The 22,792-nt window shown below is 69.4% G+C and carries 17 protein-coding genes and 1 riboswitch; of the genes, 10 read left to right on the top strand and 7 right to left on the bottom strand.

Features of this window, described 5'->3' with window-relative positions; translation table 11 throughout:
* The first annotated feature begins 2 nt into the window (after positions 1–2).
* The 5 genes from ACHBTE_RS09955 to ACHBTE_RS09935 all read left to right on the top strand — a co-directional run bounded on the left by ACHBTE_RS09955 (position 3) and on the right by ACHBTE_RS09935 (position 5,555).
* Positions 3–1,760, top strand: a complete 1,758-nt coding sequence (locus ACHBTE_RS09955) for an SDR family oxidoreductase (protein ID WP_394723280.1) — start codon at positions 3–5, stop codon at positions 1,758–1,760.
* A gap of 58 nt (positions 1,761–1,818) precedes the next feature.
* A complete protein-coding gene (locus ACHBTE_RS09950; RefSeq protein ID WP_394723223.1) occupies positions 1,819–2,862 on the top strand; it encodes a MerR family transcriptional regulator in 1,044 nt (347 codons plus the stop codon).
* 122 nt (positions 2,863–2,984) lie between these two features.
* On the top strand, positions 2,985–3,533 hold the full coding sequence (locus ACHBTE_RS09945) for an RNA 2'-phosphotransferase (RefSeq protein WP_394723221.1): 549 nt from the start codon (positions 2,985–2,987) through the stop codon (positions 3,531–3,533).
* A 113-nt stretch (positions 3,534–3,646) separates the two neighbouring features.
* The gene (locus ACHBTE_RS09940) at positions 3,647–4,549 is read left to right on the top strand and encodes an LLM class flavin-dependent oxidoreductase (RefSeq protein ID WP_394723220.1); all 903 of its coding nucleotides are present in this window, start codon (positions 3,647–3,649) and stop codon (positions 4,547–4,549) included.
* A gap of 112 nt (positions 4,550–4,661) precedes the next feature.
* The gene (locus ACHBTE_RS09935) at positions 4,662–5,555 is read left to right on the top strand and encodes a Cof-type HAD-IIB family hydrolase (protein ID WP_394723219.1); all 894 of its coding nucleotides are present in this window, start codon (positions 4,662–4,664) and stop codon (positions 5,553–5,555) included.
* Positions 5,556–5,576: 21 nt separating this feature from the next.
* Here the strand turns inward: ACHBTE_RS09935 and ACHBTE_RS09930 are convergent, their stop codons facing one another.
* From ACHBTE_RS09930 to ACHBTE_RS09915, 4 genes are all read right to left on the bottom strand, one after another.
* On the bottom strand, positions 5,577–6,653 hold the full coding sequence (locus ACHBTE_RS09930; RefSeq protein WP_394723218.1) for a M23 family metallopeptidase: 1,077 nt from the start codon (positions 6,651–6,653) through the stop codon (positions 5,577–5,579).
* Between the two features lie 78 nt (positions 6,654–6,731).
* Positions 6,732–10,352 (bottom strand): thiol reductant ABC exporter subunit CydD, encoded by a 3,621-nt coding sequence (cydD, locus tag ACHBTE_RS09925; protein WP_394723217.1) that lies wholly within the window; start codon positions 10,350–10,352, stop codon positions 6,732–6,734.
* Positions 10,353–10,364: 12 nt separating this feature from the next.
* Positions 10,365–11,369, bottom strand: a complete 1,005-nt coding sequence (gene cydB / locus ACHBTE_RS09920; protein WP_394723216.1) for a cytochrome d ubiquinol oxidase subunit II — start codon at positions 11,367–11,369, stop codon at positions 10,365–10,367.
* 20 nt (positions 11,370–11,389) lie between these two features.
* Entirely contained in the window at positions 11,390–12,898 is a 1,509-nt protein-coding gene (locus tag ACHBTE_RS09915) for a cytochrome ubiquinol oxidase subunit I (RefSeq protein WP_394723214.1), read from the bottom strand.
* Between the two features lie 140 nt (positions 12,899–13,038).
* On the opposite strand from ACHBTE_RS09915, the gene ACHBTE_RS09910 reads away from it, so the two are divergent.
* Positions 13,039–13,431 carry a cyclophilin-like fold protein gene (locus tag ACHBTE_RS09910; protein ID WP_394723213.1) on the top strand — a complete coding sequence of 131 codons (393 nt, stop codon included), beginning with the start codon at positions 13,039–13,041 and terminating at the stop codon, positions 13,429–13,431.
* 86 nt (positions 13,432–13,517) lie between these two features.
* On the opposite strand, the gene hisC is transcribed toward ACHBTE_RS09910, so the two are convergent.
* Positions 13,518–14,597, bottom strand: a complete 1,080-nt coding sequence (gene hisC, locus ACHBTE_RS09905) for a histidinol-phosphate transaminase (protein WP_394723212.1) — start codon at positions 14,595–14,597, stop codon at positions 13,518–13,520.
* Positions 14,598–15,132: 535 nt separating this feature from the next.
* Between hisC and ACHBTE_RS09900 the strand changes: the two genes are divergently transcribed.
* From ACHBTE_RS09900 to ACHBTE_RS09890, 3 genes are all read left to right on the top strand, one after another.
* Complete coding sequence (locus ACHBTE_RS09900) at positions 15,133–16,245, top strand: LacI family DNA-binding transcriptional regulator (protein WP_394723210.1); 1,113 nt, start codon at positions 15,133–15,135, stop codon at positions 16,243–16,245.
* 419 nt (positions 16,246–16,664) lie between these two features.
* The gene (locus tag ACHBTE_RS09895; protein ID WP_394723209.1) at positions 16,665–17,741 is read left to right on the top strand and encodes a metallophosphoesterase; all 1,077 of its coding nucleotides are present in this window, start codon (positions 16,665–16,667) and stop codon (positions 17,739–17,741) included.
* A 193-nt stretch (positions 17,742–17,934) separates the two neighbouring features.
* Entirely contained in the window at positions 17,935–18,807 is an 873-nt protein-coding gene (locus ACHBTE_RS09890; RefSeq protein ID WP_394723208.1) for a hypothetical protein, read from the top strand.
* A gap of 97 nt (positions 18,808–18,904) precedes the next feature.
* Here ACHBTE_RS09890 and ACHBTE_RS09885 read toward each other — a convergent pair whose 3' ends face one another.
* Entirely contained in the window at positions 18,905–20,008 is a 1,104-nt protein-coding gene (locus ACHBTE_RS09885) for a hypothetical protein (protein ID WP_394723207.1), read from the bottom strand.
* Positions 20,009–20,132: 124 nt separating this feature from the next.
* On the opposite strand from ACHBTE_RS09885, the gene ACHBTE_RS09880 reads away from it, so the two are divergent.
* Positions 20,133–20,690 carry a DUF4240 domain-containing protein gene (locus ACHBTE_RS09880; RefSeq protein ID WP_394723205.1) on the top strand — a complete coding sequence of 186 codons (558 nt, stop codon included), beginning with the start codon at positions 20,133–20,135 and terminating at the stop codon, positions 20,688–20,690.
* Positions 20,691–20,747: 57 nt separating this feature from the next.
* Here ACHBTE_RS09880 and thiC read toward each other — a convergent pair whose 3' ends face one another.
* Positions 20,748–22,550: a phosphomethylpyrimidine synthase ThiC gene (thiC, locus tag ACHBTE_RS09875; protein ID WP_394723204.1), complete on the bottom strand. Its 1,803-nt coding sequence runs from the start codon at positions 22,548–22,550 to the stop codon at positions 20,748–20,750.
* A riboswitch (TPP riboswitch) is annotated at positions 22,543–22,732 on the bottom strand. (Overlaps the previous gene by 8 nt.)
* Between the last annotated feature and the right edge of the window lie 60 nt (positions 22,733–22,792).

Genomic DNA, 22,792 nt, shown 5'->3' with positions numbered 1-22,792 from the left:
CGGTGACTCTTCAGGGCGCGCGCGAGCGCAGGGTGCGGACCGGCGGGGTGGAGCTGTGCGTCGCAGAGCTGGGCGAGGCGGGGCAGCCGACGGTGATCCTGGTGCACGGCTATCCGGACAGCAAGGAGGTGTGGACCGAGGTCGCCGCCCGGCTCGCCGACCGCTTCCATGTGGTGCTGTACGACGTCCGGGGCCATGGCCGGTCGACGGCGCCGAAGCCGTTGCGGGGCGGGTTCACGCTGGAGAAGCTGACGGACGACTTCCTGGCCGTCGCGGACGCGGTCAGCCCGGACCGGCCCGTGCATGTCGTGGGGCACGACTGGGGCTCGGTGCAGGCTTGGGAGTTCGCCACGGTCAAGCGCACCGAGGGCCGGATTGCGTCCTTCACCTCGATGTCCGGGCCCTCCCTGGACCACTTCGGTCACTGGATCGGCCGGCGCCTCAGGCGCCCGACCCCGCGCCGGGTCGGACAGCTGCTGGGGCAGGGCGTCAAGTCCTGGTACGTCTACGCGCTGCACACGCCGGTGCTGCCCGAACTGGCCTGGCGGGGTCCGCTCGGCAAGCGCTGGCCCCGCATGCTGGAGCGGGCGGAGAAGGTGCCGGGCGACGGCTACCCGACCTCGTCCCTGCCGACCGACGCGGCACACGGGGCCTGGCTGTACCGGGACAACGTACGGGCCCGGTTGCGCCGCCCGCGCACGGACGCGTATGCGCACGCGCCCGTGCAGCTCATCACGCCGCTCGGGGACGCCTTCCTGTCGGAGCGGCTCTACGACGACCTGGAGCTGTGGGTTCCGCAGTTGACCCGGCGCACGCTGGCGGCGAAGCACTGGATACCACGCTCCCGGCCCGACCAACTCTCGGCCTGGATCACTGAGTTCGTCACATCCGTGGAGGGCGGGAGGCCGGAAGCGGTGACGGCGACAGGTAGGCACGCCGACCGCTTCGGCGGGCAGCTCGTCCTGGTCACCGGCGCCGGCAGCGGCATCGGCCGGGCGACGGCGTACGCGTTCGCCGAGGCCGGCGCCCGCGTGGTGGCCGTCGACCGGGACGCGGCGAGCGCGGTCCGTACCGCTGAGATGTCCCGGCTGATCGGTGCGCCCGAAGCCTGGGCGGAGACGGTGGACGTCTCCGACGAACAGGCCATGGAGAAGCTCGCCGCGAAGGTCGCCGCCGAGTACGGCGTGGTCGACGTCCTGGTGAACAACGCCGGGATCGGGCTGGGCGGCTCCTTCTTCGACACCACACCGGAGGACTGGAAGAAGGTCCTCGACGTCAATCTGTGGGGCGTCATCCATGGCTGTCGGCTCTTCGGCAAGCAGATGGCCGAGCGCGGGCAGGGCGGCCACATCGTCAACACCGCGTCGGCGGCGGCGTTCCAGCCCTCCCGGGTGCTGCCCGCCTACAGCACCTCCAAGGCGGCGGTGCTGATGCTGAGCGAATGCCTGCGAGCGGAGCTGGCCGGGCAGGGCATCGGTGTCACGGCCATCTGCCCCGGCCTCGTCAACACCAACATCACCTCGACCGCACGCTTCGCCGGGGTCGACCCGGAGGAGGAGAAGCGGCGGCAGAAGAAGTCCGCGCGGCTGTACGGGCTGCGGAACTATCCACCGGAGAAGGTGGCCGACGCCATCCTGCGGGCAGTGGTGCGCGGTGAGGCCGTCGTTCCCGTGACGCCGGAAGCGCGCGGGGCGTATGTCATGTCGAGGTTCACGCCGAAGGCACTGCGGGCTCTCGCACGGCTGGAGCCACCCCTGTGAACGCCGCCGTCCCCGGCCGCGTGCCCCCGGGCCACCCCGGCGGGGTCATGCCCGGCGCATGCTCACCGTCGGGTGGGCGGATACCGGAGTCCCCGCACAGATCGCCCGGGGCGAGGGCGACGGAGTGAAGGGGGAGCGGGACGAGTCCGGGCGTACGGCGGTGGACCCGGCGCAGCCCTCCTACCGGATCGAGGACCTCGCGCACCGCAGCGGCGCCACCGTTCGCACCATCCGCGCCTACCAGGACCGCGGCCTGCTCCCCCGCCCCCAGCGCCATGGTCGTGCCAACCTCTACTCGGACGTCCATCTCGTCCGCCTCCGCCAGATCGCCGATCTTCTCGACCGGGGCTACACCCTGGCCTCCATCAAGGAGCTCCTGGAGGCATGGGACGCCGGCCGGGGCCTCGGCGGGGTGCTCGGGCTGGTCGCCGAGGTGGACGGACCGTGGACCGACGAGGAAGCGGTGCGGATCTCACGCGCCGAGCTGGACGAGCGCTTCGGCGGCGCGCCGGACGCCGCGGCGGTGGCCGACGCGGTGGAGCTCGGTGTGCTGGATCCGGTTCCGGGCGATGAGGACGCCTTTGTCGTACCGAGCCCCCAAGAGCTGGCCGTGGCAGTGGAGTTGCATGCCGCCGGGGTACCGCTGTCCGCGATCGCGGGCCACCTGAGGGAGTTGAGGGGGCAGGTCGAGCACATCGCGGCCCGTTTCCTGGAGTTCACCACGGAACACGTCTTCGCTCGCTATCTCGACGGACCTCACCGACCGACCGACGCCGAAGCGGCGGAAGCGGCCTCCCTCATACGTCGGCTGCGCCCGCTCGCCCAACAGACGATGGACGCGGAACTGGCCCGTGCCATGCGGCTGTTGGCGGTCCGGCATCTGCGTCAGCACCTCGGAGCCGACGAGACGCCGAAATCCTCGCATCCGACCAGAACCGTGCCTCTGCCCGAAGAGACAATGCAGGCGGTGGAAAGCCTGGTTGGCCCCGAGCGGGCCGCCGAGTTCATCTCACTGGCTGCCGAACGGGAGGTACAGGCACGGGCCTTGGACCGCCTCACCGCAAGTCATCGCTCATCAACTGATCTTGACGAAACTCCCTGATTCGACGGCTCGTTGTCCACAGAACCGTCAATTCCCCTGTGGATAACCGTACTTGGTTGTGGATCAAACATCCGGAGCGAAATCGTTCGCGTGATTCGTGCCTCTGACGGCAGGCTGGTGGCATGGACGAAAGACGCACCGTGAAGGTGTCGAAGTACCTCTCGAAGCACCTGCGCCACCAACCCGAGCGCATCGGTCTCACCCTCGACGAGGGCGGCTGGATCGAGATCGACACCTTGATCAACGCCGCGGCCACACACGGATTCCGGTTCACCCGGGAAGAGCTGGACCATGTGGTGGCCGCCAACGACAAGAAGCGCTTCGCGATCGAGGGAACCCGGATCCGCGCCTCCCAGGGCCACAGCATCGACGTCGATCTCGGGCTGCCCACGGCGACCCCGCCGCCGTACCTCTACCACGGCACCGTGGCCCGCAGCCTGGAAGCGATTCGCAGCGAGGGTCTCAGGCCCATGAACAGGCACGACGTGCACCTCTCCGCGGACCGGGAGACCGCGACACGGGTAGGCGCGCGGCGAGGCCGCCCGGTGGTGCTCTCCGTGGACTCCGGCGCCATGCACCGCGACGGCCATGTCTTCCACGTCAGCGCGAACGGGGTGTGGCTGACAAAGGCCGTGCCGCCGCAGTACCTGCGCTTTCCCGCCTCGCACTGATCTGCGCGCCCACAGCGGGCTTCGCCTCGTCCGCTCCGCCTCACTGCGTGGCCGGGCAGCCGCACGCGGTGACCGTTTCACGTGAAACCCATTCGGCCGCATAGGCTCGACGCATGAGTCTGCGCCTGAGCACCGTGATCCTCCCGTATCGCCGCTGGTCCGAGGGGGGTCGCGACGCATGGCAGCGCGCGGAGCAACTCGGCTTTCATGCCGCGTACACCTACGACCACCTGTCCTGGCGCACCTTCCGGGACGGCCCCTGGTTCGGCGCCGTGCCGACTCTGACCGCCGCGGCGGCCGTCACCGACCAGCTGCGCCTGGGCACCCTGGTGACCTCGCCGAACTTCCGCCATCCGGTGCCCTACGCCAAGGAGCTCATCTCCCTCGACGACATATCCGGCGGTCGTCTCACACTCGGCGTGGGTGCGGGAGGCTCCGGGTTCGACGCCACGGTGCTCGGTCAGGACCCGTGGACGCCGCGCGAGCGGGCCGATCGGTTCGCCGAGTTCGTTCAGCTCCTGGACCGGCTGCTCTCCGAGGACTCGGTGTCCTACGAGGGTGACTTCTACTCGGCGCACGAGGCGCACAACATTCCGGGCTGTGTGCAGCGCCCCCGGCTGCCCTTCGCGATCGCCGCGACCGGCCCGCGCGGGCTGCGGCTCGCGGCACGGTACGGGCAGGCCTGGGTGACCACCGGCGATCCCAAGCTGTACGAGAACGGCACTCCCGAACAGTCGGTTCAAGCCATTCGCGGACAGGCCGAGAAGCTGGCCGACGCATGCGCCGAGATCGGCCGGGAGGCAGACGAGCTCGACAAGGTGCTGCTCACCGGGTTCACCCCGGACCGCGGCCGTCCGCTGGAGTCCCTGGACGCGTTCGTGGACTTCGCGGGGCGCCATCAGGAACTGGGATTCACCGAGATCGTGGTGCACTGGCCGATCCCCGAGTCGGGCTTCGCGGCCGACGAGAAGGTCTTCGAGCAGATCGCCATGGAAGCACCGGCGCAGCTGCGCTGACCCCGGTCGGCGGGACGCTGCTGGTGAGGGCGGTGTCGGCGGTGATCTCAGGGGCGGTATCTCCTCACCTGCCACCTCAGATGTGCGGAGTCCTGCACGGGCGTGCAGGCATATGCGGGAGAATGACCCGGTGACCTCAGCGACTCGACAGCCCCACCCCCAGGGCGGCGCCCCCACGCTCCGCCCCCGGCTCATCGCCACCGACCTGGACGGCACCCTGCTGCGGGACGACAAGTCGGTCTCCCCTCGCACGGTCGCCGCGCTGGCCGCCGCCGAGGACGCGGGCATCGAGGTGTTCTTCGTCACCGGCCGCCCGGCGCGCTGGATGAACGTCGTCAGCGACCACGTCCACGGCCATGGCCTGGCGATCTGCGGCAACGGCGCCGCGGTGGTCGACCTGCACGGCGGTCCCGGCGCCCACCGTTTCGTGAAGGTGCGGGAGCTGGCGCGCGAGAACGCGCTGGACGCCGTACGGCTGCTGCGGGACGCGGCGCCGGGCACGGTGTACGCGGTGGAGCAGACGTACGGCTTCTACCAGGAGCCGGACTACCCCAAGCTGCACATGGAGATACCGGACCAGCTCGCCCCCGCCGAGGAGCTGCTGGCACCGGACGGCCCCGGTGCGGACGAGCCAGTCCTCAAGATCCTCGCCTACCACCCCACCGTCGACCCCGACGCCTTCCTCACCCTCGCCCGCCTCGCCATCGGCGAGCGTGCCAATGTCACCCGCTCCAGCCCCAGCGCCCTGCTGGAGATCAGTGGCCCCGGCGTCTCCAAGGCGAGCACGCTCGCCCTGTGCTGCGCCGAGCGCGGGATCTCGCACGAGGAGGTCGTCGCCTTCGGTGACATGCCGAACGACGTGGAGATGCTGACGTGGGCGGGCCGGTCCTACGCGATGGGCAACGCACATCCCGATGTCGTCGCCGCCGCCTCGGGCCGGACGGTCGCCAACAACGAGGACGGTGTGGCGGTCGTCATCGAACAGCTGCTGGCGGAACAGCAGTAGCCGGATGCGGGCGGCGGCCGGCTACCCGAGCTGCACGCCCCGCTCCGTCATCCACGGCACCGGATCCACCGACGAGCCCAGCTCCGCGGTGACCCGCACCTCGAAGTGCAGGTGCGGGCCGGTGGAGTTGCCGGTCGTTCCCGACTGACCGATCCACTGCCCGGCGTCGACCCGCTCGTCCTGGTCGACGGCGACCGAGGCGAGGTGGGCGTACTGCGTGTAGTAGCCGTCGGTGTGCCGGACGACGATCTCCATGCCGAACGCGCCCCCGCACGACACCTTGACGACGCGGCCGTCCCCGACCGCGCGCACCGGCGTGCCGATCGGCACGGCGAAGTCCTGCCCGGTGTGCCGGCGGGCCCACCGCTTGCCTCCGCTGCCGAACGACGCGGACAGCGCGTACGACTCCACCGGCGCGACCCACGCGGTCGCGAGGTCCGTCTCCGGCTGATCGAGCCGGACGGCACCTCGGCAGGAGCCGGCCGCGACGGAGGCGTCGGCGCGGCCCTGCAACTGCCAGCGGGCCGCGTCGAGCTTCTCCTCGATGCCCTTCTTCAGGTCGGCGAGTTCGGCGTTGCGCTTCTCCAGGCTCTGCCAGGCCGCCGCGGCCTTGGCCTCGTCCGAGGCGAGCCGTGCCTCGGCGCGACGGCTCTTCTCGAGGGCGTTGTTGACGACCAGGCTGGTCTGGGAGAAGACGTGCTGGCCGCGCATCAGTTCGTCAGGGCTCTTGGCGAGGATGATCTGCGCGGTCAAGGGCATCCCGCCGCCACTTCTGTACTGGGCGCGCGCGATCCGGCCCAGGTCCTTACGCAGGACGCCCAGCTCCCGCCGCTCCCGCTCCAGCAGCTCCTCGACCCGCTGTGCCTTGGCGCGCTGGGTCTCGGCCGCCTGTCGCGCCGTCTCGTACCGACGCGTGGCCAGGGCCGCGTCCTCGTACAGCCGCACGACCTGGGCGCTGAGCGCAGCGTCCTCGCCCAGCCCGTTGTGCACGGGCGTGCCCTCGCCGTCGCCGGAAGCCGCGGCGGGCCGCGCCATGGGCACGACGAGCACGCACAGCAGCGCCGGAACGAGGAGGGTACGGCGTCGATATGAGCGCATGTCAGCGATCGTGACCCGTGGAACGGGCTGCGGTCCTGTTCAGGTCGTACGCCTGGGGGACGGGTTGCTGCGGACGGGTCAGTGCGGCGCTGCGGACGGGTCAGTGGACCGCTGCCGCGGCAGTGTGTGCGACGCCTGTCGCGCCCCGGCCAGCAGGTCGGCCTCCTCCTCGCGCTCCCGCATCCCCCGCAGCGGCCCGTCGACCGCGGCGAGCTCCGCGAACGTCCCCCGCTGCGCCACCCGTCCTGCGTCCAGGACGACCACCTCGTCCACGGCGTCGAGGCCGGCCAGCCGATGGGTGATGAGCAGGGTCGTACGGCCCTCGGTGGCGGCCAACAGGTCGGCGGTGAGGGCGTCGGCGGTGGGCAGGTCGAGGTGTTCGGCGGGCTCGTCCAGGACCAGGACGGGGAAGTCGGCGAGGAGTGCGCGGGCCAGCGCGAGCCGCTGTCGCTGCCCGCCGGACAGCCGGGCGCCGTGCTCGCCCACCAGCGTGTCCAGTCCGCCGGGCAGACCGTCGGCCCAGTCGAGGAGCCGGGCACGCTTCAGCGCGTCACGCAGTTCGGCCTCGGTGGCGTCCTTCTTGGCGAGGAGCAGGTTCTCGCGTACGGAACTGTCGAAGAGATGCGCGTCCTGCGCGCACAGCCCGACGAGCCGCCGTACGTCGTCGCCGTCGAGCGCGTACGCGTCCATGCCGCCCAGCGTGTACGAGCCCGCGTCCGCGTCCAGGAAGCGCAGCAGCACCTGTGCCAGCGTCGTCTTGCCGGACCCGGAAGGCCCGACGACGGCGATCCGGCGGCCCTCCTCCAGGGTGAGGTCGAGGCCGGCGAGCGCGTCCCGGTCCTGTCCGGCATGCCGGGCGGTCAGGCCGCTGACGGTCAGCGGGAACGGCGAGGCGGGCGCCTGCCGGGGCCGCCGCGGTTCGCGTACGGGCTCGGGGGCGTCCAGCACCTCGTACACGCGCTCGGCGCTCCTGCGCACTCGCTGCCGGTACTGGACGGCGAGCGGCAGGCCGAGCACGGCCTCGAAGGCGGCCAGCGGAGTGAGGACGACGACGGCCATCGTCACACCGGCGAGCCGCCCGTCCGCGACCGCCTGGGCACCCACGAGGGCGGTGGCGGAGACGGTCAGTCCTGAGATCAGAGCGGTGAGTCCGTCGCCGAGCGCGGTGGCGGTGGCGGCCCGCGAGGCGATCCGGGTGAGCACCCCGTCGGCCCGCCGCGCCTCGGCCGTGCGCCTGGGCAGGGCTCCGGCGACGGTGAGCTCCGCGGTGCCGGTGAGCAGATCCGTCACCTGTGTCGAGAGTGCGCCGCGTGCGGGCGCCAGCCTGCGTTCGGAACGCCGGGCGACGGCGCCCGTGACCAGCGGGACCCCGGCCCCGGCCGCCAGCAGCCCCGCCGCGAGCACGGCACCGGCCTCCGGCAGCAGCCAGGCGGTGAAGCCGACGGCCCCGGCGGACACCACGGCCGCGGACGCGACGGGCAACAGCCACCGCAGCCAGTAGTCCTGCAACGCGTCCACATCGGCGACGAGCCGCGAGAGCAGATCACCCCGGCGGGTGCGGCGCAGCCCTGCGGGTGCGAGCCGCTCCAGCCGCCGGTAGACGGCGACCCGGGTGTCGGCCAGCATCCGCAGCACCGCGTCGTGCGACACCAGCCGCTCGGTGTACCGGAACACGGCGCGTCCGATCCCGAAGGCCCGCGTCGCCGTCACGGCGACCATCAGATACAGCACGGGCGGCTGCTGCGAGGCCCGCGAGATGAGCCACCCGGAGGTGCCCATGAGCCCGACCGCACTGCCGAGCGCGAGGCTCCCGAGCAGCAGCGCGAGGGCCAGGCGACCGCGCCGGGCGCCGGACATGGCACGCACACGGCCGAGGACACCCCGTCCACCGGTCGCCACCGGCAGCACCTCGACGCTGTCCTCGCCGGAACCGCCGGGCCCGTCCTGCTCGACGGGACGGCCGACGGCAGCCGTGGGCGAAGCCGCCACCCTTGCGGCATCGACCTCCGCGCTTGCAGCCGCGGCCCCCACCTGTGCGGACGCCGCGGCCTCCCGCCGCCTTCGTGTCCCGGCCTCCGTCAGCCGCACGACCCGGTCGGCCACCCCCAGCAGGGCCGGGCGGTGCACCACCAGCAGGACCGTCCGGCCCACCGCGAGCCTGCGTACGGCTTCCACGACCTCGGCCTCGGTGGCCCCGTCCAGCGCGGCCGTCGGCTCGTCGAGCAGCAGGACGGGCCGGTCCGCCAGGAACGCCCGGGCCAGCGCGAGCCGTTGCCGCTGCCCCGCGGACAACCCTGCCCCGTCCTCGCCCAGCACCGTCTCGACGCCCTGGGACAGCGCATCCACGAACTCCAGAGCCCCGGCGTCCCCCAGTGCCCGGCGCACGGCGGCTTCGTCCGCTTCGGGACGCGCCAGCCGTACGTTCTCGGCGATCGTCCCGGCGTACAGATGGGGACGCTGCGGCACCCAGGCGATCCGCGACCGCCACTCCGCCGGATCGAGCTCGGCAAGGTCGGCTCCCCCGACCCGCACACGCCCCTCGTTCGGCCGCACGAACCCCAACAGCACGTTCAGCAGCGTCGACTTGCCCGCACCGCTGGGCCCGACGAGCGCGACCGTCTCACCGGGCTCGACCGAGAAGGACACGTCCGTCACGGCGTCGGCGGACCGCCCGGGGAACCGTACCGAGACGTTCTCGAACGACACCGCCCCCGCCGGCACCGCCGCGGCACCCGTCGCCGGCACCGGGGTCTGCAGCACCTCGAAGATGTCCTCGGCCGCGGACAGCCCCTCGGCCGCCGCGTGGTACTGAGCACCCACCTGCCGCAGCGGCAGATAGGCCTCCGGTGCCAGCACCAGGACGACCAGACCGTCGTACAGGTGCATCTCGCCATGGACGAGCCGCATGCCGATCGTCACGGCGACCAGGGCCACCGAGAGCGTGGCGAGCAGTTCCAGGGCGAAGGAGGAGATGAAGGCGATCCGCAGGGTCCGCATGGTCGCCCGACGGTATTCGCCGGTGATCCGCCGGATCGACTCGGCCTGAGCCTTGGCCCGTCCGAACACCTTCAGGGTCGGCAGCCCGGCCACGACGTCCAGGAAGTGCCCGGAAAGCCGGGACAGCAGCCGCCACTGACGGTCCATCCGGGACTGGGTGGCCCAGCCGATCAGCATCATGAAGACCGGGATGAGCGGCAGGGTGCCGACGATGATGGCCGCCGACACCCAGTCCTCGGTCACGATCCGGGCCAGCACCGCCATCGGCACGACCACGGCGAGCCCCAGCTGGGGCAGATAGCGCGAGAAGTAGTCGTCGAGGGCGTCGACACCTCGTGTGGCGAGGGCGACCAGCGACCCGGTCCGCTGTCCGCTCAGCCGGCCCGGCCCCAGCTCTGCCGCGCGCTCCAGCAGCCGCCTCCGCAGCTCCGACTTCACGGCCGCGCTCGCGCGATGAGCGGCCAGCTCGGTGAGCCAGGCGACCACCGCACGACCGATAGCGACAGCCACCAACAGCATCAGGGGAGTGCGCAGTTCAGCGGCGGAGAGACCATGCTGGAACGCACCCACCACCACCTCGGCGATGAGCATCGCCTGGGCGATCAGCAGCCCGGCGCCGACGGCACCCAGGCCGATGACCGCCACCAGGAAGAGGCGGGTGGCACGGGCATATCGGAGGAGACGGGGGTCGATTGGTTTCACGTGAAACACACCTCAGTGGACGGATTCAGCGATGTGCTGTGTGCCGATCCGCTTGCGGAACACCCAGTAGGTCCAGCCCTGGTAGAGCATGACGATGGGCGTGGCGATCACCGCGCACCAGGTCATGATCTTCAGGGTGTAGGGGCTCGACGAGGCGTTGGTGACGGTGAGGCTCCATTCGTCATGGAGCGAGGACGGCATGACGTTCGGGAAGAGCGTCAGGAAGAGCATCGCCACGGCGGCCACGATGGTGACGCCGGACAGGGCGAACGACCATCCCTCCCGCCCGGCCTGGTTCGCCACCAGCGCCACCACCAGCGCGGCCACAGCCACGACGAGCGCGGCCAGGCTCTTGCCGTCGCCGCTCTCGATCTGTGTCCAGAGCATGAAGATCAGCGCGAGCGCCGCGGTGGCGAGACCGACCCACAGGGCCAGCCTCCGTGCCCGCTCCCGGATCTCCCCGACGGTCTTGAGCGCGGTGAACACCGCCCCGTGGAAGGTGAACAGCGTCAGCGTGACCAGGCCGCCCAGGAGCGCGTACGGGTTGAGCAGGTCCAGCACAGTGCCCACGTACTCATGGTTCTGGTCGAGCTTCACACCCCGCGCGATGTTGGCGAACGCCACGCCCCACAGGAACGCCGGGATCAGCGAGCACCAGAAGATCGCCTGCTCCCAGTTGCGCTGCCAGTTCTCCTCGGGCCGCTTCGCCCGGTACTCGAACGCGACGCCCCGGACGATCAGGCAGACCAGGATGAGCAGCAGGGGCAGATAGAAGCCGGAGAAGAGCGTGGCGTACCACTCGGGGAAGGCCGCGAAGGTGGCGCCGCCCGCGGTGAGCAGCCACACCTCGTTGCCGTCCCAGACGGGCCCGATGGTGTTGATCAGCACCCGCCGCTCGGGCCGGTTGCGGGCGAGCGCCTTGGTGAGGACGCCGACCCCGAAGTCGAAGCCCTCCAGGAAGAAGTAGCCGATCCACAGGACGGCGATGAGGACGAACCAGACGTCGTGAAGTTCCATGACTGTGCAGCTCCCTCGGCCTAGTACGAGAAGGCCATCGGCTTGTCGGCGTCCCGGGAGTCGCCGCCGATCTTCGTGGGCGGGTTCAGGTCGGCTTCGGTCAGCTCGGGCGGGCCGGCCTTGATGTACTTCACGAGCAGCTTGACCTCGACGACGGCGAGGATGGCGTACAGCGTGGTGAAGACGATCATCGAGGTGAGGACTTCGCCCTGGGAGACGCCGGGGGAGACCGCGTCACGGGTGCGCAGCACGCCGTAGACGACCCATGGCTGGCGGCCCATCTCGGTGAAGATCCAGCCCCAGGAGTTGGCGATCAGCGGGAAGGCCAGGGTCCAGATCGCGATGCGCCAGTACCACTTGGTCAGCTTCGGGCCGAGTGCCTTGTTCGGGAGCAGGACCAGATGCGGCACCTCGTCGTCACCGACCCTCAGGTGCTGCGGCAGCATGAACTTCTTGCGGGTCAGCCAGAGCCCGATCAGTCCGATGGTGAACGACGCCATGCCGAAGCCGATCATCCAGCGGAAGCCCCAGTAGGCCACCGGGATGTTGGGCCGGTAGTCACCCGGACCGTACTTCTCCTGCTCGGCCTTGTTGACGTCGTTGATTCCCGGGACGTACGAGGAGAAGTCGTCCTTGGCCAGGAAGGACAGCAGGCCCGGGATCTCGATCGCGACCTTGTTGTGGCCCTTGTCGACGTCGCCGACGGCGAAGATCGAGAAGGGCGCGGGCTTCTCGCCGTCCCAGAGGGCCTCGGCCGCGGCCATCTTCATGGGCTGCTGCTCGTACATGATCTTGCCGAGGACATCACCGCTGATCGCCGTGAGCATGCCTCCGATAACCACGGTGACCAGGCCGAGCCGCAGCGAGGTCTTCATCTCGCGGATGTGCTTCTTGCGCAGCAGATGGAAGGCGGAGATGCCGACCATGAACGCGCCACCGGTGAGGAAGGCCGCCGACAGGGTGTGGAAGGCCTGCGCGAGAGCGGTGTTCTGGGTCAGCACGAGCCAGAAGTCGGTGAGCTCGGCCCGCCCCTTCGCCTCGTTGATCCGGTAGCCGACGGGGTGCTGCATCCACGAGTTGGCCGCGAGGATGAAGTAGGCCGACAGGATCGTGCCGATCGAGACCATCCACATACAGGCCAGATGGATCTTCTTCGGCAGTTTGTCCCAGCCGAAGATCCACAGACCGATGAAGGTGGACTCGAAGAAGAAGGCGATCAGCGCCTCGAAGGCGAGCGGGGCGCCGAAGACGTCGCCGACGAAGCGGGAGTAGTCGGACCAGTTCATGCCGAACTGGAACTCCTGCACGATGCCGGTGACCACACCCATCGCGATGTTGATCAGGAAGAGCTTGCCCCAGAACTTCGTCGCTCGGAGGTACTTCTCCTTCTCCGTCCGCACCCATGCGGTCTGCAGTCCGGCCGTGAGGGCGGCCAGCGAGATCGTCAGGGGGACGAACAGAAAGTGATAGACGGTGGTGATGCCGAACTGCCAGCGCGCCAGCGTCTCCGGCGCCAGAGCCAGGTCCACGTCGCCGCTCCTTACCTACGCTTGTGAAAGCGTTCACATTCACAAGCAATTATGCAGCACGGCTGTTCGTGCCTCGAAGGGGGGTCCCCCATTGACGTCAACCCTTGGCGCGAACTTCAACATATTGTTGAATCAGCGGCATGCAGACACAGTCGCCCCTACGGATACGCATCTCCTGGCCCGCGGGACATCTCACCGCGACCCTCGACGACACCACGACCACGCAGGCCCTCGCCAAGGCCCTGCCCCTCGTCTCCACCGCCCAGACCTGGGGCGAGGAGGTCTATCTCGACACAGGTGTCGTCGTTCCACGTGAAACCAACGCCCGGCAGGTCGTCGAAGCCGGCACGGTCACCTTCTGGACGGACGGCGACGCGCTCGCCCTCCCCTATGGACCCACACCGATCTCGCGAGGCGACGAATGCCGCCTCGCGAGCCCTTGCAATGTTCTGGGTCAGCTCGACGGCGACCCTCGGCTCCTGTCCACAGTGCGCGCCGGTGACCCCATACGCGTGGAGCTCATGGACGGATGAGGCTCCTGACACGCAGCACACGCCGACGGCGTCGCGGAGGTCGGCGACAGTAGCTCGGGACGACCCCGGAGCCCTCGTACGGTGCCTCAGAGCTCCTTGCGGAACCCTTCCGCCACCTTCAGGAAGATGTCGTTCGCCTCGGCCTCGCCGACCGTCACCCGCACACCCTCGCCCGGGAACGGTCGGATCACCACGCCGGCCTGCTCACAGGCCTGGGCAAAGGGGACCGTGCGCTCCCCCAGCCGCAGCCACACAAAGTTCGCCTGGGTCTCGGGCACCGTCCAGCCCTGCCCGCGCAGCCCGTCGACCACACGGTTGCGCTCGCACACCAATGAGCCGACCCGGCCGATCAGTTCGTCCTCGGCACGCAGCGAGGCGATGGCCGCGTCCTGCGCGAGCTGGCTCACTCCGAAGGGCACGGCCGTCTTGCGCAGGGCCGCAGCGACCGGCTCATGGGCGATCGCGAAGCCGACCCGCAGACCGGCGAGGCCGTAGGCCTTGGAGAACGTCCGCAGCACACAGACGTTCGGCCGCTCACGGTAGAACTCGACACCGTCCGGGACCTCGGGGTCGCGGATGAACTCGCGGTATGCCTCGTCGAGGACCACCAGCACATCGGCGGGCACCCGGTCGAGGAACCGCTCCAGCTCGGCCCGCCTCACGACCGTGCCGGTCGGGTTGTTGGGGTTGCAGACGAAAATCAGCCGGGTGCGGTCGGTGATGGCCTCGGCCATCGCGTCCAGGTCGTGCACATCGCCCGGCGTCAGCGGCACCTGTACGGACGTGGCGCCGCTGATCTGCGTGATGATCGGGTACGCCTCGAAGGACCGCCAGGCATAGATGACCTCGTCGCCGGGACCGGCGGTGGCCTGGATCAGCTGCTGGGCGACACCGACCGAGCCGGTGCCGGTCGCCAGGTGGGTGACGGGGACGCCGAAGCGCTCGGACAGCTCGTTCATCAGGCCCGTGCACATCATGTCCGGGTACCGGTTGAACGACGAGGCGGCGGCCGTCACGGTCTCCATCACGCCGGGCAGCGGCGGATACGGGTTCTCGTTGGAGGACAGCTTGTAGGCCACGGGGCCACCGGCCGCGGCGGGCTTGCCCGGCTTGTAGGTGGGGATACCCTCCAGCTCGGCGCGCAGCCTGGGGCTCGTCTCGCTCACCGCAGTCCTCCTCGTGACCACTGGCGGTCCATTCAGCACCGCCGGCTTCAATGCTGCTTACCTTATGAGGATTCGCCGCCGATGCGTACAGGGTGCGGTCTTCTCGTTTCAGGCGCGACCCCTCGTTCCGCGAACCCACCTCTTCCGTTCCGCGAACCCACCTCTTTGTTCGGCGAACCCCGCCTGTTCGTTCCGCGAACCCCGCCTGTTCGTCAAGAACCTCACCTGTCACACCAGCATCAGGGGCATCACTGTACGAAGCTGTACGAATTGGGGGGCGCATCACACATATATCTATGCGCCGGTAGCTCGCGCCGTGGCGCGCATCCCTCGTGAAGGTGAGTTGAGACCTCTTCGAAACATCGGACACTTGGCAGGCTCATGCGTGCCGACAAGTCACGTCTTACTATTGGATCGTTCAACTCCCTTGTAATCCAAGGACTTTGACGCTTGATGACCTTGCAGAATCGTGCCTGTCAACGCGTGCATATGCGTCCGCACTACCCCACCGCATGAGCCCTACTATCGGCTCGCCATGACAGCAGCAGGGAAGCACCAGGTGAGCCGCGCGGAAACCTCACGTCGAGGCAGCCGGCCCGGGCGGGCGGGGATCAGAGACGTGGCCGCCGCCGCCGGGGTCTCCATCACGACCGTCTCCGACGCCCTCAACGGCAAGGGCAGGCTCCCCGATGCCACCCGACGCCATGTCCGCGAGGTCGCCGACCGACTCGGGTACCGACCATCGGCCGCCGCCCGCACCCTCCGTACCGGCAAGTCGGGCCTCATCGGCCTGACCGTGACGACATACGGGGATGAACCTTTCACCTTCACCGAGTTCGCGTACTTCGCCGAGATGGCCCGCGCGGCCACCTCGGCCGCGCTCGCCCGCGGCTACGCCCTGGTGATCCTCCCGGCGACCTCGCGCCACGACGTCTGGTCGAACGTCGCTCTCGACGGCACGGTCGTCATCGACCCGTCCGACCAGGACCCGGTCGTCAGCGAACTGGTCCGACAGGGCCTGCCGGTCGTCTCCGACGGCCGCCCCGCCGGCTCGCTGCCGGTCACCGCCTGGGTCGACAACGACCACGAGGCCGCCGTACTCGGCATCCTCGACCACCTGGCCGACGCCGGCGCCCGCCGGATCGGCCTGCTGACCGGCACCACGACGGACACGTACACCCACCTGTCGACCACGGCGTATCTGCGCTGGTGCGAGCGGGTCGGCCAGGACCCGGTGTACGAGGCCTACCCGGCGCACGATCCATGCGCGGGCGCCGTCGCCGCCGACCGGCTGCTCGCCCGGCCCGACCGGCCCGACGCGGTCTACGGGCTGTTCGACCCGAACGGCACCGACCTGCTGGCCGCCGCACGCCGCTACGGCCTGCGCGTACCGGACGACCTGCTTCTGGTGTGTTGCAGCGAATCCACCGTGTATGCCAACACCGAGCCGCCCATCACCACGCTCTCCCTGAAGCCGCGCCGCATCGGTACCGCCGTGGTCCAGCTCCTCATCGACGCCATCGAAGGGGTCGACTCGGACCAGCCGGTCGAGCAGGTGATACCGACCGAGCTGATCGTGCGTACCTCGTCCCAGCGACGGCCGCCTCGGACGACGGTCAGCCCGCCGCGGTCCCCGGAGGGCCGGTAGGAGCTGGTCCTGGGGACGGCAGGAGCGGTCCCGGGGACGGCAGGAGCGGTCGGGGAGACGGCGGCAGTCGGCCCCGGAAAAGCGGGGTGGACCCCGCCGGGGCCGGCGATAGGAGCAGGTGGGGGCAGGTCGGGCGGCAGGTCGGGCGGTAGTGACCGGGGGCAGGAAGGCAGGTCGGGCGGCAGGTCCGGGGCAGGCGAGGCGGGTCGGAGAGCCACGCGGGACGTCGTCGCCGGACGGCCGAAGACCTGCCCAATCGGGGCGAAAGCCGCGGGGAACAGGAGTCCTGCTCCGATTCACTACCCCTGGGTCATCACACGGCGCGATCGGCATTCCTATGATGGGCCCACGACACCGCGGGCCGCTGCGACCAGGCAGTCCGATGCGGTGCAGCTGCGGCGCGATGGTGGAGGGGTCTGATGACTCAGGGGGCCGGTCAGGGACCCGAGGTGGAGCGGACGGCGACGTTGCGCGACTTCCGGGTGCCCGCTTACGTCCACGAGACCGGTCCGTACGCCCAGAGCACACACCCCGGCGATATCGCCCCGCACCTCGACCAGACGTACCCGGAGGGCTACACGCCCACCCAGCGCGACCTGCCCGTCATCAACCGGGGTGACACGGTTCAGGTGCATATCGACCCCGCCGTCGTGTCGGCGCCCCAGTCGGTCGGCGGCGCCGGTCCGCTGTTCGTCGTCGGCGATGTGCACGGCTTTCTGGACGAGCTGGTCGCCGCCCTCCAGGAGAAGGGCCTCATCGACTCCGCCGGCAACTGGTGCGCCGGCACCGCCCGGCTGTGGTTCCTCGGCGACTTCACCGATCGCGGCCCGGACGGCATCGGTGTCATCGACCTCGTGATGCGGCTGTCCGCGGAGGCCGCCGCGGCGGGCGGCTACTGCAAGGCGCTGATGGGCAACCACGAGCTCCTGCTGATCGGTGCCAAGCGGTTCGGCGACACCCCCGTCAACTCCGGCGCGGGCACCGCCACCTTCCAGGCCGCCTGGCTGCTCAACGGCGGCCAGAAGACCGACATGGACCGGCTCCAGGACCATCACCTTCAGTGGATGTCCCGGCTGGACGCCATGGAGGAGGTCGACGGCCATCTCCTCGTGCACTCGGACACCACCGCCTATCTCGACTACGGCGACTCGATCGAGGCGGTCAACGACACCGTCCGCGAGACACTCACGCGCAACGACGCCGACGAAGTCTGGGACCTCTTCCGCAAGTTCACCAAGCGCTTCTCCTTCCGCGACGAAGGCGGCGCCGACCATGTGCGCTCGCTGCTCGATACGTACGGCGGCACCCGCGTCGTTCACGGCCACAGCCCCATTCCGTACCTGCTCGGCGAGGTCGGCTCCGAGGAGAACGAGGACGGCGGCGGACCCTCGGTCGAAGGACCGCATGTCTACGCCGACGGGCTCGCCATCGCGATGGACGGCGGCGTGACCATGGCCGGAAAGCTACTGGTCCAGCAACTTCCCCTGGATATCTGAGCGTTCACGGGGCAGGCGTCGCCCACAGCGGCGGCGACGGGGGACGGTGCAGGCCAGGGCCCAATTTTGGCAAACCCCCTGTCACCGTGTGCCGTCACCGCTCTACCATCGGCTTATCCGTAGCAGGCTCCCCTCCGTTTCTGCCCGACGGCTCGTTGGCATGCGAGCCCCAAGCCCTACGGAGCATCGGGGGATGCACATGAACAGCGTTCCGCAGCACCTGCTGAGCGAGGACCGCCAGGAATACGAGCGGATCCTCGATGCGGCGCTGCGCTCCGCCCCACACCGCCCGGAACTGACCGCTGTCGGACAGCGGCTCAACCCCGAACAGCTGCGCACCATGGCGCTCAACGCCACCGCACTCATCACGGCGGCTGCGGCGACCGAGTACCAGCACTATGTGAAGGTCCGCGAGGAACTGCGCCAACCGGCGCCGTCCACCCCGTCGTCCAGCCGCGAGTCCGGCTCTTCCACCGAGTCGGGCGGCGTTGCGATGGGGCTCGCCACCACCATGGGCGAGGTCGCCGAGACCGCCGGCCCCGGCATCGTCGCCGTCCTCGCCGTCCTGGCACCCGTCCTCGCCGGCACCGCGGCGGCGATCTTCCTGCTCGTCGGTTACATCCTGAAGATGTTCAACCCGGAGCCGGCGTTCGCCCAGACGATGCTCACCACCGGATGGGTGTTCGGCGCCCTGGCCGCGGCAGCGATCATGGTCGCCGCCGTCGGACTCCTGCTCACCGCCCTGCGCAACCGCCCCGCGTTCGACGGCGGTCCGTACGGCGAACTGAGCGAGGAGGTCGCCCGGGCCCGGGAAGCCTGGCGCGAAGCCCTGCTGGAACGCGGCATTCTGCCGTTCCTGCGGGAGGCACTCGCCGACCCCGGCACGGCATCGGCACTGCATCACGCGCCACCGTCGACACCGGCCGGCCGCATGCCGAACCTGGGCTACGACCGCCCCGGCTTCAGCAGCCCCGACGACGGGGCCTCGCGTGGTTCGCGCCCGAGCTTCAGCAGCCCGGACTACTCGAGCCCGGACTTCGGGGGGCCGGAGCACCAGCCGGAGTGACGTCGGCTGGCGCTGCCCCTCGGCTTGCGCCCCCGCCCAAGGGAGCGCAAGCCGAAGACCCGGCGCTACGGCAGGCCGGCCGATGACGTGCGGCGCGCTACAGACGCCGGAGGCACTGCGCTTCCACGCGTTCGACGAGGGCGCGGCTGAATGCGTGCACGAGAGACAGATGGAACAGGGCCGGGGCCAACGGTGCCCATCGATGCACCCGGTCCTCCCGCAGCAGATACTTGATCACGGCGGCCGGCCGGAACGGCACATATTCGATCGTCTCGTGTTCCCACCGGTCCGCGACGCCCCGGCTCATCCGCGACTGGAGATCCGAGCTCTTCAGCTCCTTGAGCCTGGCGTGGAAGTGCCCGCTCCAATGGCGTTTGTCGATGTCCAGCACGAACGCCAGCAGTTCGAGCGTGTACTCGTGCGGCTCCACGGCCAGCTCCTCCCGCATCCCGCGGCGGGCCACCGCGTGCAGGTCCGGTGCGCTTCTGCCGGAGGAGTCGATGTGCCGTGACAGGCCCTCGTTGACGGAGGAGTTCCATACGCCCGGCGCCATGCGGACCCGGTCGCTGCGCCGGCTCACCACCAGCATGTCGTCGGCGGTGACCACCGCGATGTTGACGGCGAAACTGCACTGGAGGAAGTCCGGGGCCTGAAGCGGGCGTTCCGGGTCCAGATAGCGGGAGCGCGGAGTGGTGCCGTCCGGAAGCCGCCGGTCGAGCTGCTGAGCTGCCAGGAACGTGTAGTAGTCGGTCGGGCGCAGCCGCAGATGCACCTCGGGGGACTCCTCGAGAGCGGTCCGGGAAACATCGACCGACTCGACCGCATAGCGCGGCCCGTTCCACAGCGGCGTACGGCCCTCGACTCGCAGCCGCTCGCTCTCCTCGGCGATCTCCGCACGCCAGCCGGCCATGTCCGACGGCAACTCCACCTCGCCGTCGAGCACATGGAGATACACCGACTCCGGGGGTATCGGCTTGTCGCCGTCGCCCTCCACGATCAGCGCGGACGTCTGCAACGGGCCCAGCGAGAACGTGCTCCAGGCAGGCCCGGACTCCTCCCTGCGCCCCAGATTGCGCAACGCACCGGCCGACCGCCTGCGCAGCCGGTACCAGGCGTTCTGCAGGGGCTGCTGGAACAGCACCGCGAACAGCATGCCGATGAAGGCGCCGACCACTCCGTTGGTGACATCGATCCCACTCACACGAAAGACCTTAGGGATCTTGATCGAACGAAGCGGCGTCGTACCCGTTCCGTTACGGGACCAGCGTCCGCCGACCGGACACTCCTCCTCCCATTGTCATACCGGGATGGCACAGTGCGGCTTCATGTACATCGACCGCTTCTGGGACATCATCGAATCCGCGCGTTCTTCGGCCGCCGCCTCCGGCAGGCTCTTCGACGAGGTGCTGGTAGACCTCCTTGTCGGATGTACTCCGCAGGAGATCCTTGAATACGCAGAGCAGTTCGATGAGGTACATGACGCCCTGTACCGCTGGGATGTCTGGGCAGCGGCCTACCTCATCGGAGGTGGCTGCTCCGACGACAGTTTCATGGACTTCCGAGCGGGAGTGATCGCACTGGGGCGAGACTGGTACGAGCGCACCGCTCTGGATCCGGACAGCCTCGCCGAGCACCCCGCTGTCATCGAAGCCGCGACCGCCCATTTGGACGAGGCGCTGTTCTACGAGGACGTGAACTACGCGGCCAGTGGTGCTTTTGAACGCCTTACAGGCAACCCGGACGCCTTCTACGAAGCGTGGGCTGAGTACCGATCAGCTGACGAGCAGGACAGCGACGCAGCGGACATGGGGGAAGACTTCGACTTCGACGACGCGGATGAGATGCGGCGGAGACTGCCCCGTCTGGCAGGGCTCTACCTCTGACAACAGGACAACCCGCGGCTCCTCCATGGGGCGCGGGTCGTCCTGTAGGGCTACGAACTAGTCCGCCAGTGGCAGGTACACACGGTTCCCGCTCGCTGCGAACTCCTTCGACTTCTGCAGCATGCCCTCGGCGACCTCCTCCGGCGATGCCCCCTCAGCCGCGCCACCACCGAACCGCTCTGTGATGCTCTGGCTGATCTTCATCGAGCAGAACTTCGGCCCGCACATGGAGCAGAAGTGCGCCGTCTTGGCCGGCTCGGCCGGCAGGGTCTCGTCGTGGAACTCCCGTGCCGTGTCCGGGTCGAGTGCCAGGTTGAACTGGTCCTCCCACCGGAACTCGAAGCGGGCATCGGACAGCGCGTCGTCCCACTCCTGTGCACCGGGGTGCCCCTTGGCGAGGTCGGCCGCATGGGCGGCGATCTTGTAGGTGATGACGCCCGTCTTGACGTCGTCCCGGTTGGGCAGCCCCAGGTGCTCCTTGGGCGTGACGTAGCAGAGCATCGCCGTGCCCCACCAGGCGATCATCGCGGCACCGATGCCGGAGGTGATGTGGTCGTACGCCGGGGCGACGTCCGTGGTCAGCGGGCCGAGCGTATAGAACGGGGCTTCTTCGCAGATCTCCTGCTGAAGGTCGATGTTCTCCTTGATCTTGTGCATCGGGACATGGCCCGGGCCCTCGATCATGGTCTGAACATTGAAACGCTTCGCGATCGTGTTGAGTTCCCCGAGCGTCTTCAACTCCGCGAACTGTGCCTCGTCGTTGGCGTCCGCGATCGAGCCGGGCCGCAGGCCGTCGCCGAGCGAGTACGTGACGTCGTACGCGGCGAGGATCTCGCAGAGTTCCTCGAAGTTCTCGTACAGGAACGACTCCTTGTGGTGCGCGAGGCACCACGCGGCCATGATCGAGCCGCCGCGCGAGACGATGCCGGTCTTGCGGTTGGCGGTGAGCGGTACGTACGGCAGGCGCACACCCGCGTGGACGGTCATGTAGTCCACGCCTTGCTCGGCCTGTTCGATGACCGTGTCCTTGTAGATCTCCCAGGTCAGCTCCTCGGCGCGGCCGTCGACCTTCTCCAGCGCCTGGTACAGCGGCACCGTGCCGATCGGTACGGGGGAGTTGCGCAGCACCCACTCGCGTGTGGTGTGAATGTTGCGGCCGGTCGACAGGTCCATGACCGTGTCCGCGCCCCAACGGGTCGCCCAGGTCATCTTCTCGACCTCCTCCTCGATGGAGGACGTGACCGCCGAGTTGCCGATGTTGGCGTTGACCTTCACCAGGAACCGCTTACCGATGATCATCGGCTCGATCTCCGGGTGGTTGACGTTGGCGGGCAGCACCGCCCGGCCCGCGGCGATCTCGTCGCGTACCACTTCGGGAGAAACGTTCTCCCGAATGGCCACGAACTCCATCTCCGGAGTGATCTCGCCTCGCCGGGCATAGGCGAGCTGTGTGACCGCCTGGCCGTCGCGGCTGCGACGCGGCTGACGGGGACGCCCGGGGAAGACCGCGTCGAGGTTGCGCAGGCCGCCGCGGGGCGAGGTGTGCTTGATGCCGTCGTCCTCGGGACGGACAGGACGGCCCGCGTACTCCTCGGTGTCGCCGCGGGCGATGATCCAGTTCTCCCGCAGCGGGGGCAGCCCCCTGCGGACGTCCGTCTCGGCGAGCGGATCTGTGTATGGGCCGGACGTGTCGTACAACGTGACCGACTGCCCGTTGGTGAGGTGCACCTGGCGGACCGGCACCCGCAGGTCGGGGCGTGAGCCCTCGACGTACGCCTTGTGCCAGCCGATGGACTTCCCGGCCTCCTGGAACTTCTCGTCCTGAACGGAGGCAGGCGTGCGCGCGTCCTTGATGGTCATGAGACCTACTCCCTACGCCGGCATTACCCGGTAACAGGTTCGGCGGTCGACGCAGCGGTATCCGTCTGCCGATGTTTCGTGTGCAACATCACTCGCGATGGGTGATGTTTCATGTGAAACATCGCTGGGACGGAGGTCAGCGCCCTCTCAGCCCGGTGCTCCGAGCTCCCGCGTGTACAAAGGTGGCTCCACGCTAGCGTCAATTCGGGCGCGGTGAACAGAGGGCCCCCATCGTTCTTGCG

The sequence above is a fragment of the Streptomyces sp. M41 genome (assembly GCF_043673425.1).
Classification (GTDB): Bacteria; Actinomycetota; Actinomycetes; order Streptomycetales; family Streptomycetaceae; genus Streptomyces.
The sequence above is the reverse complement of the archived record's forward strand: the minus strand, read 5'-3'. Positions and strand labels throughout refer to the sequence as shown.

Coding starts and splice junctions, on each gene's coding strand:
- ACHBTE_RS09930 (WP_394723218.1), bottom strand. CDS start 6,653: ATGCGCTCATATCGACGCCGTACCCTCCTCGTTCCGGCGCTGCTGTGC.
- thiC (WP_394723204.1), bottom strand. CDS start 22,550: ATGACCATCAAGGACGCGCGCACGCCTGCCTCCGTTCAGGACGAGAAG.
- ACHBTE_RS09910 (WP_394723213.1), top strand. CDS start 13,039: ATGCAGACACAGTCGCCCCTACGGATACGCATCTCCTGGCCCGCGGGA.
- ACHBTE_RS09900 (WP_394723210.1), top strand. CDS start 15,133: ATGACAGCAGCAGGGAAGCACCAGGTGAGCCGCGCGGAAACCTCACGT.
- ACHBTE_RS09895 (WP_394723209.1), top strand. CDS start 16,665: ATGACTCAGGGGGCCGGTCAGGGACCCGAGGTGGAGCGGACGGCGACG.
- ACHBTE_RS09950 (WP_394723223.1), top strand. CDS start 1,819: ATGCTCACCGTCGGGTGGGCGGATACCGGAGTCCCCGCACAGATCGCC.
- ACHBTE_RS09935 (WP_394723219.1), top strand. CDS start 4,662: ATGCGGGAGAATGACCCGGTGACCTCAGCGACTCGACAGCCCCACCCC.
- ACHBTE_RS09945 (WP_394723221.1), top strand. CDS start 2,985: ATGGACGAAAGACGCACCGTGAAGGTGTCGAAGTACCTCTCGAAGCAC.
- ACHBTE_RS09880 (WP_394723205.1), top strand. CDS start 20,133: ATGTACATCGACCGCTTCTGGGACATCATCGAATCCGCGCGTTCTTCG.
- ACHBTE_RS09890 (WP_394723208.1), top strand. CDS start 17,935: ATGCACATGAACAGCGTTCCGCAGCACCTGCTGAGCGAGGACCGCCAG.
- ACHBTE_RS09940 (WP_394723220.1), top strand. CDS start 3,647: ATGAGTCTGCGCCTGAGCACCGTGATCCTCCCGTATCGCCGCTGGTCC.
- cydB (WP_394723216.1), bottom strand. CDS start 11,369: ATGGAACTTCACGACGTCTGGTTCGTCCTCATCGCCGTCCTGTGGATC.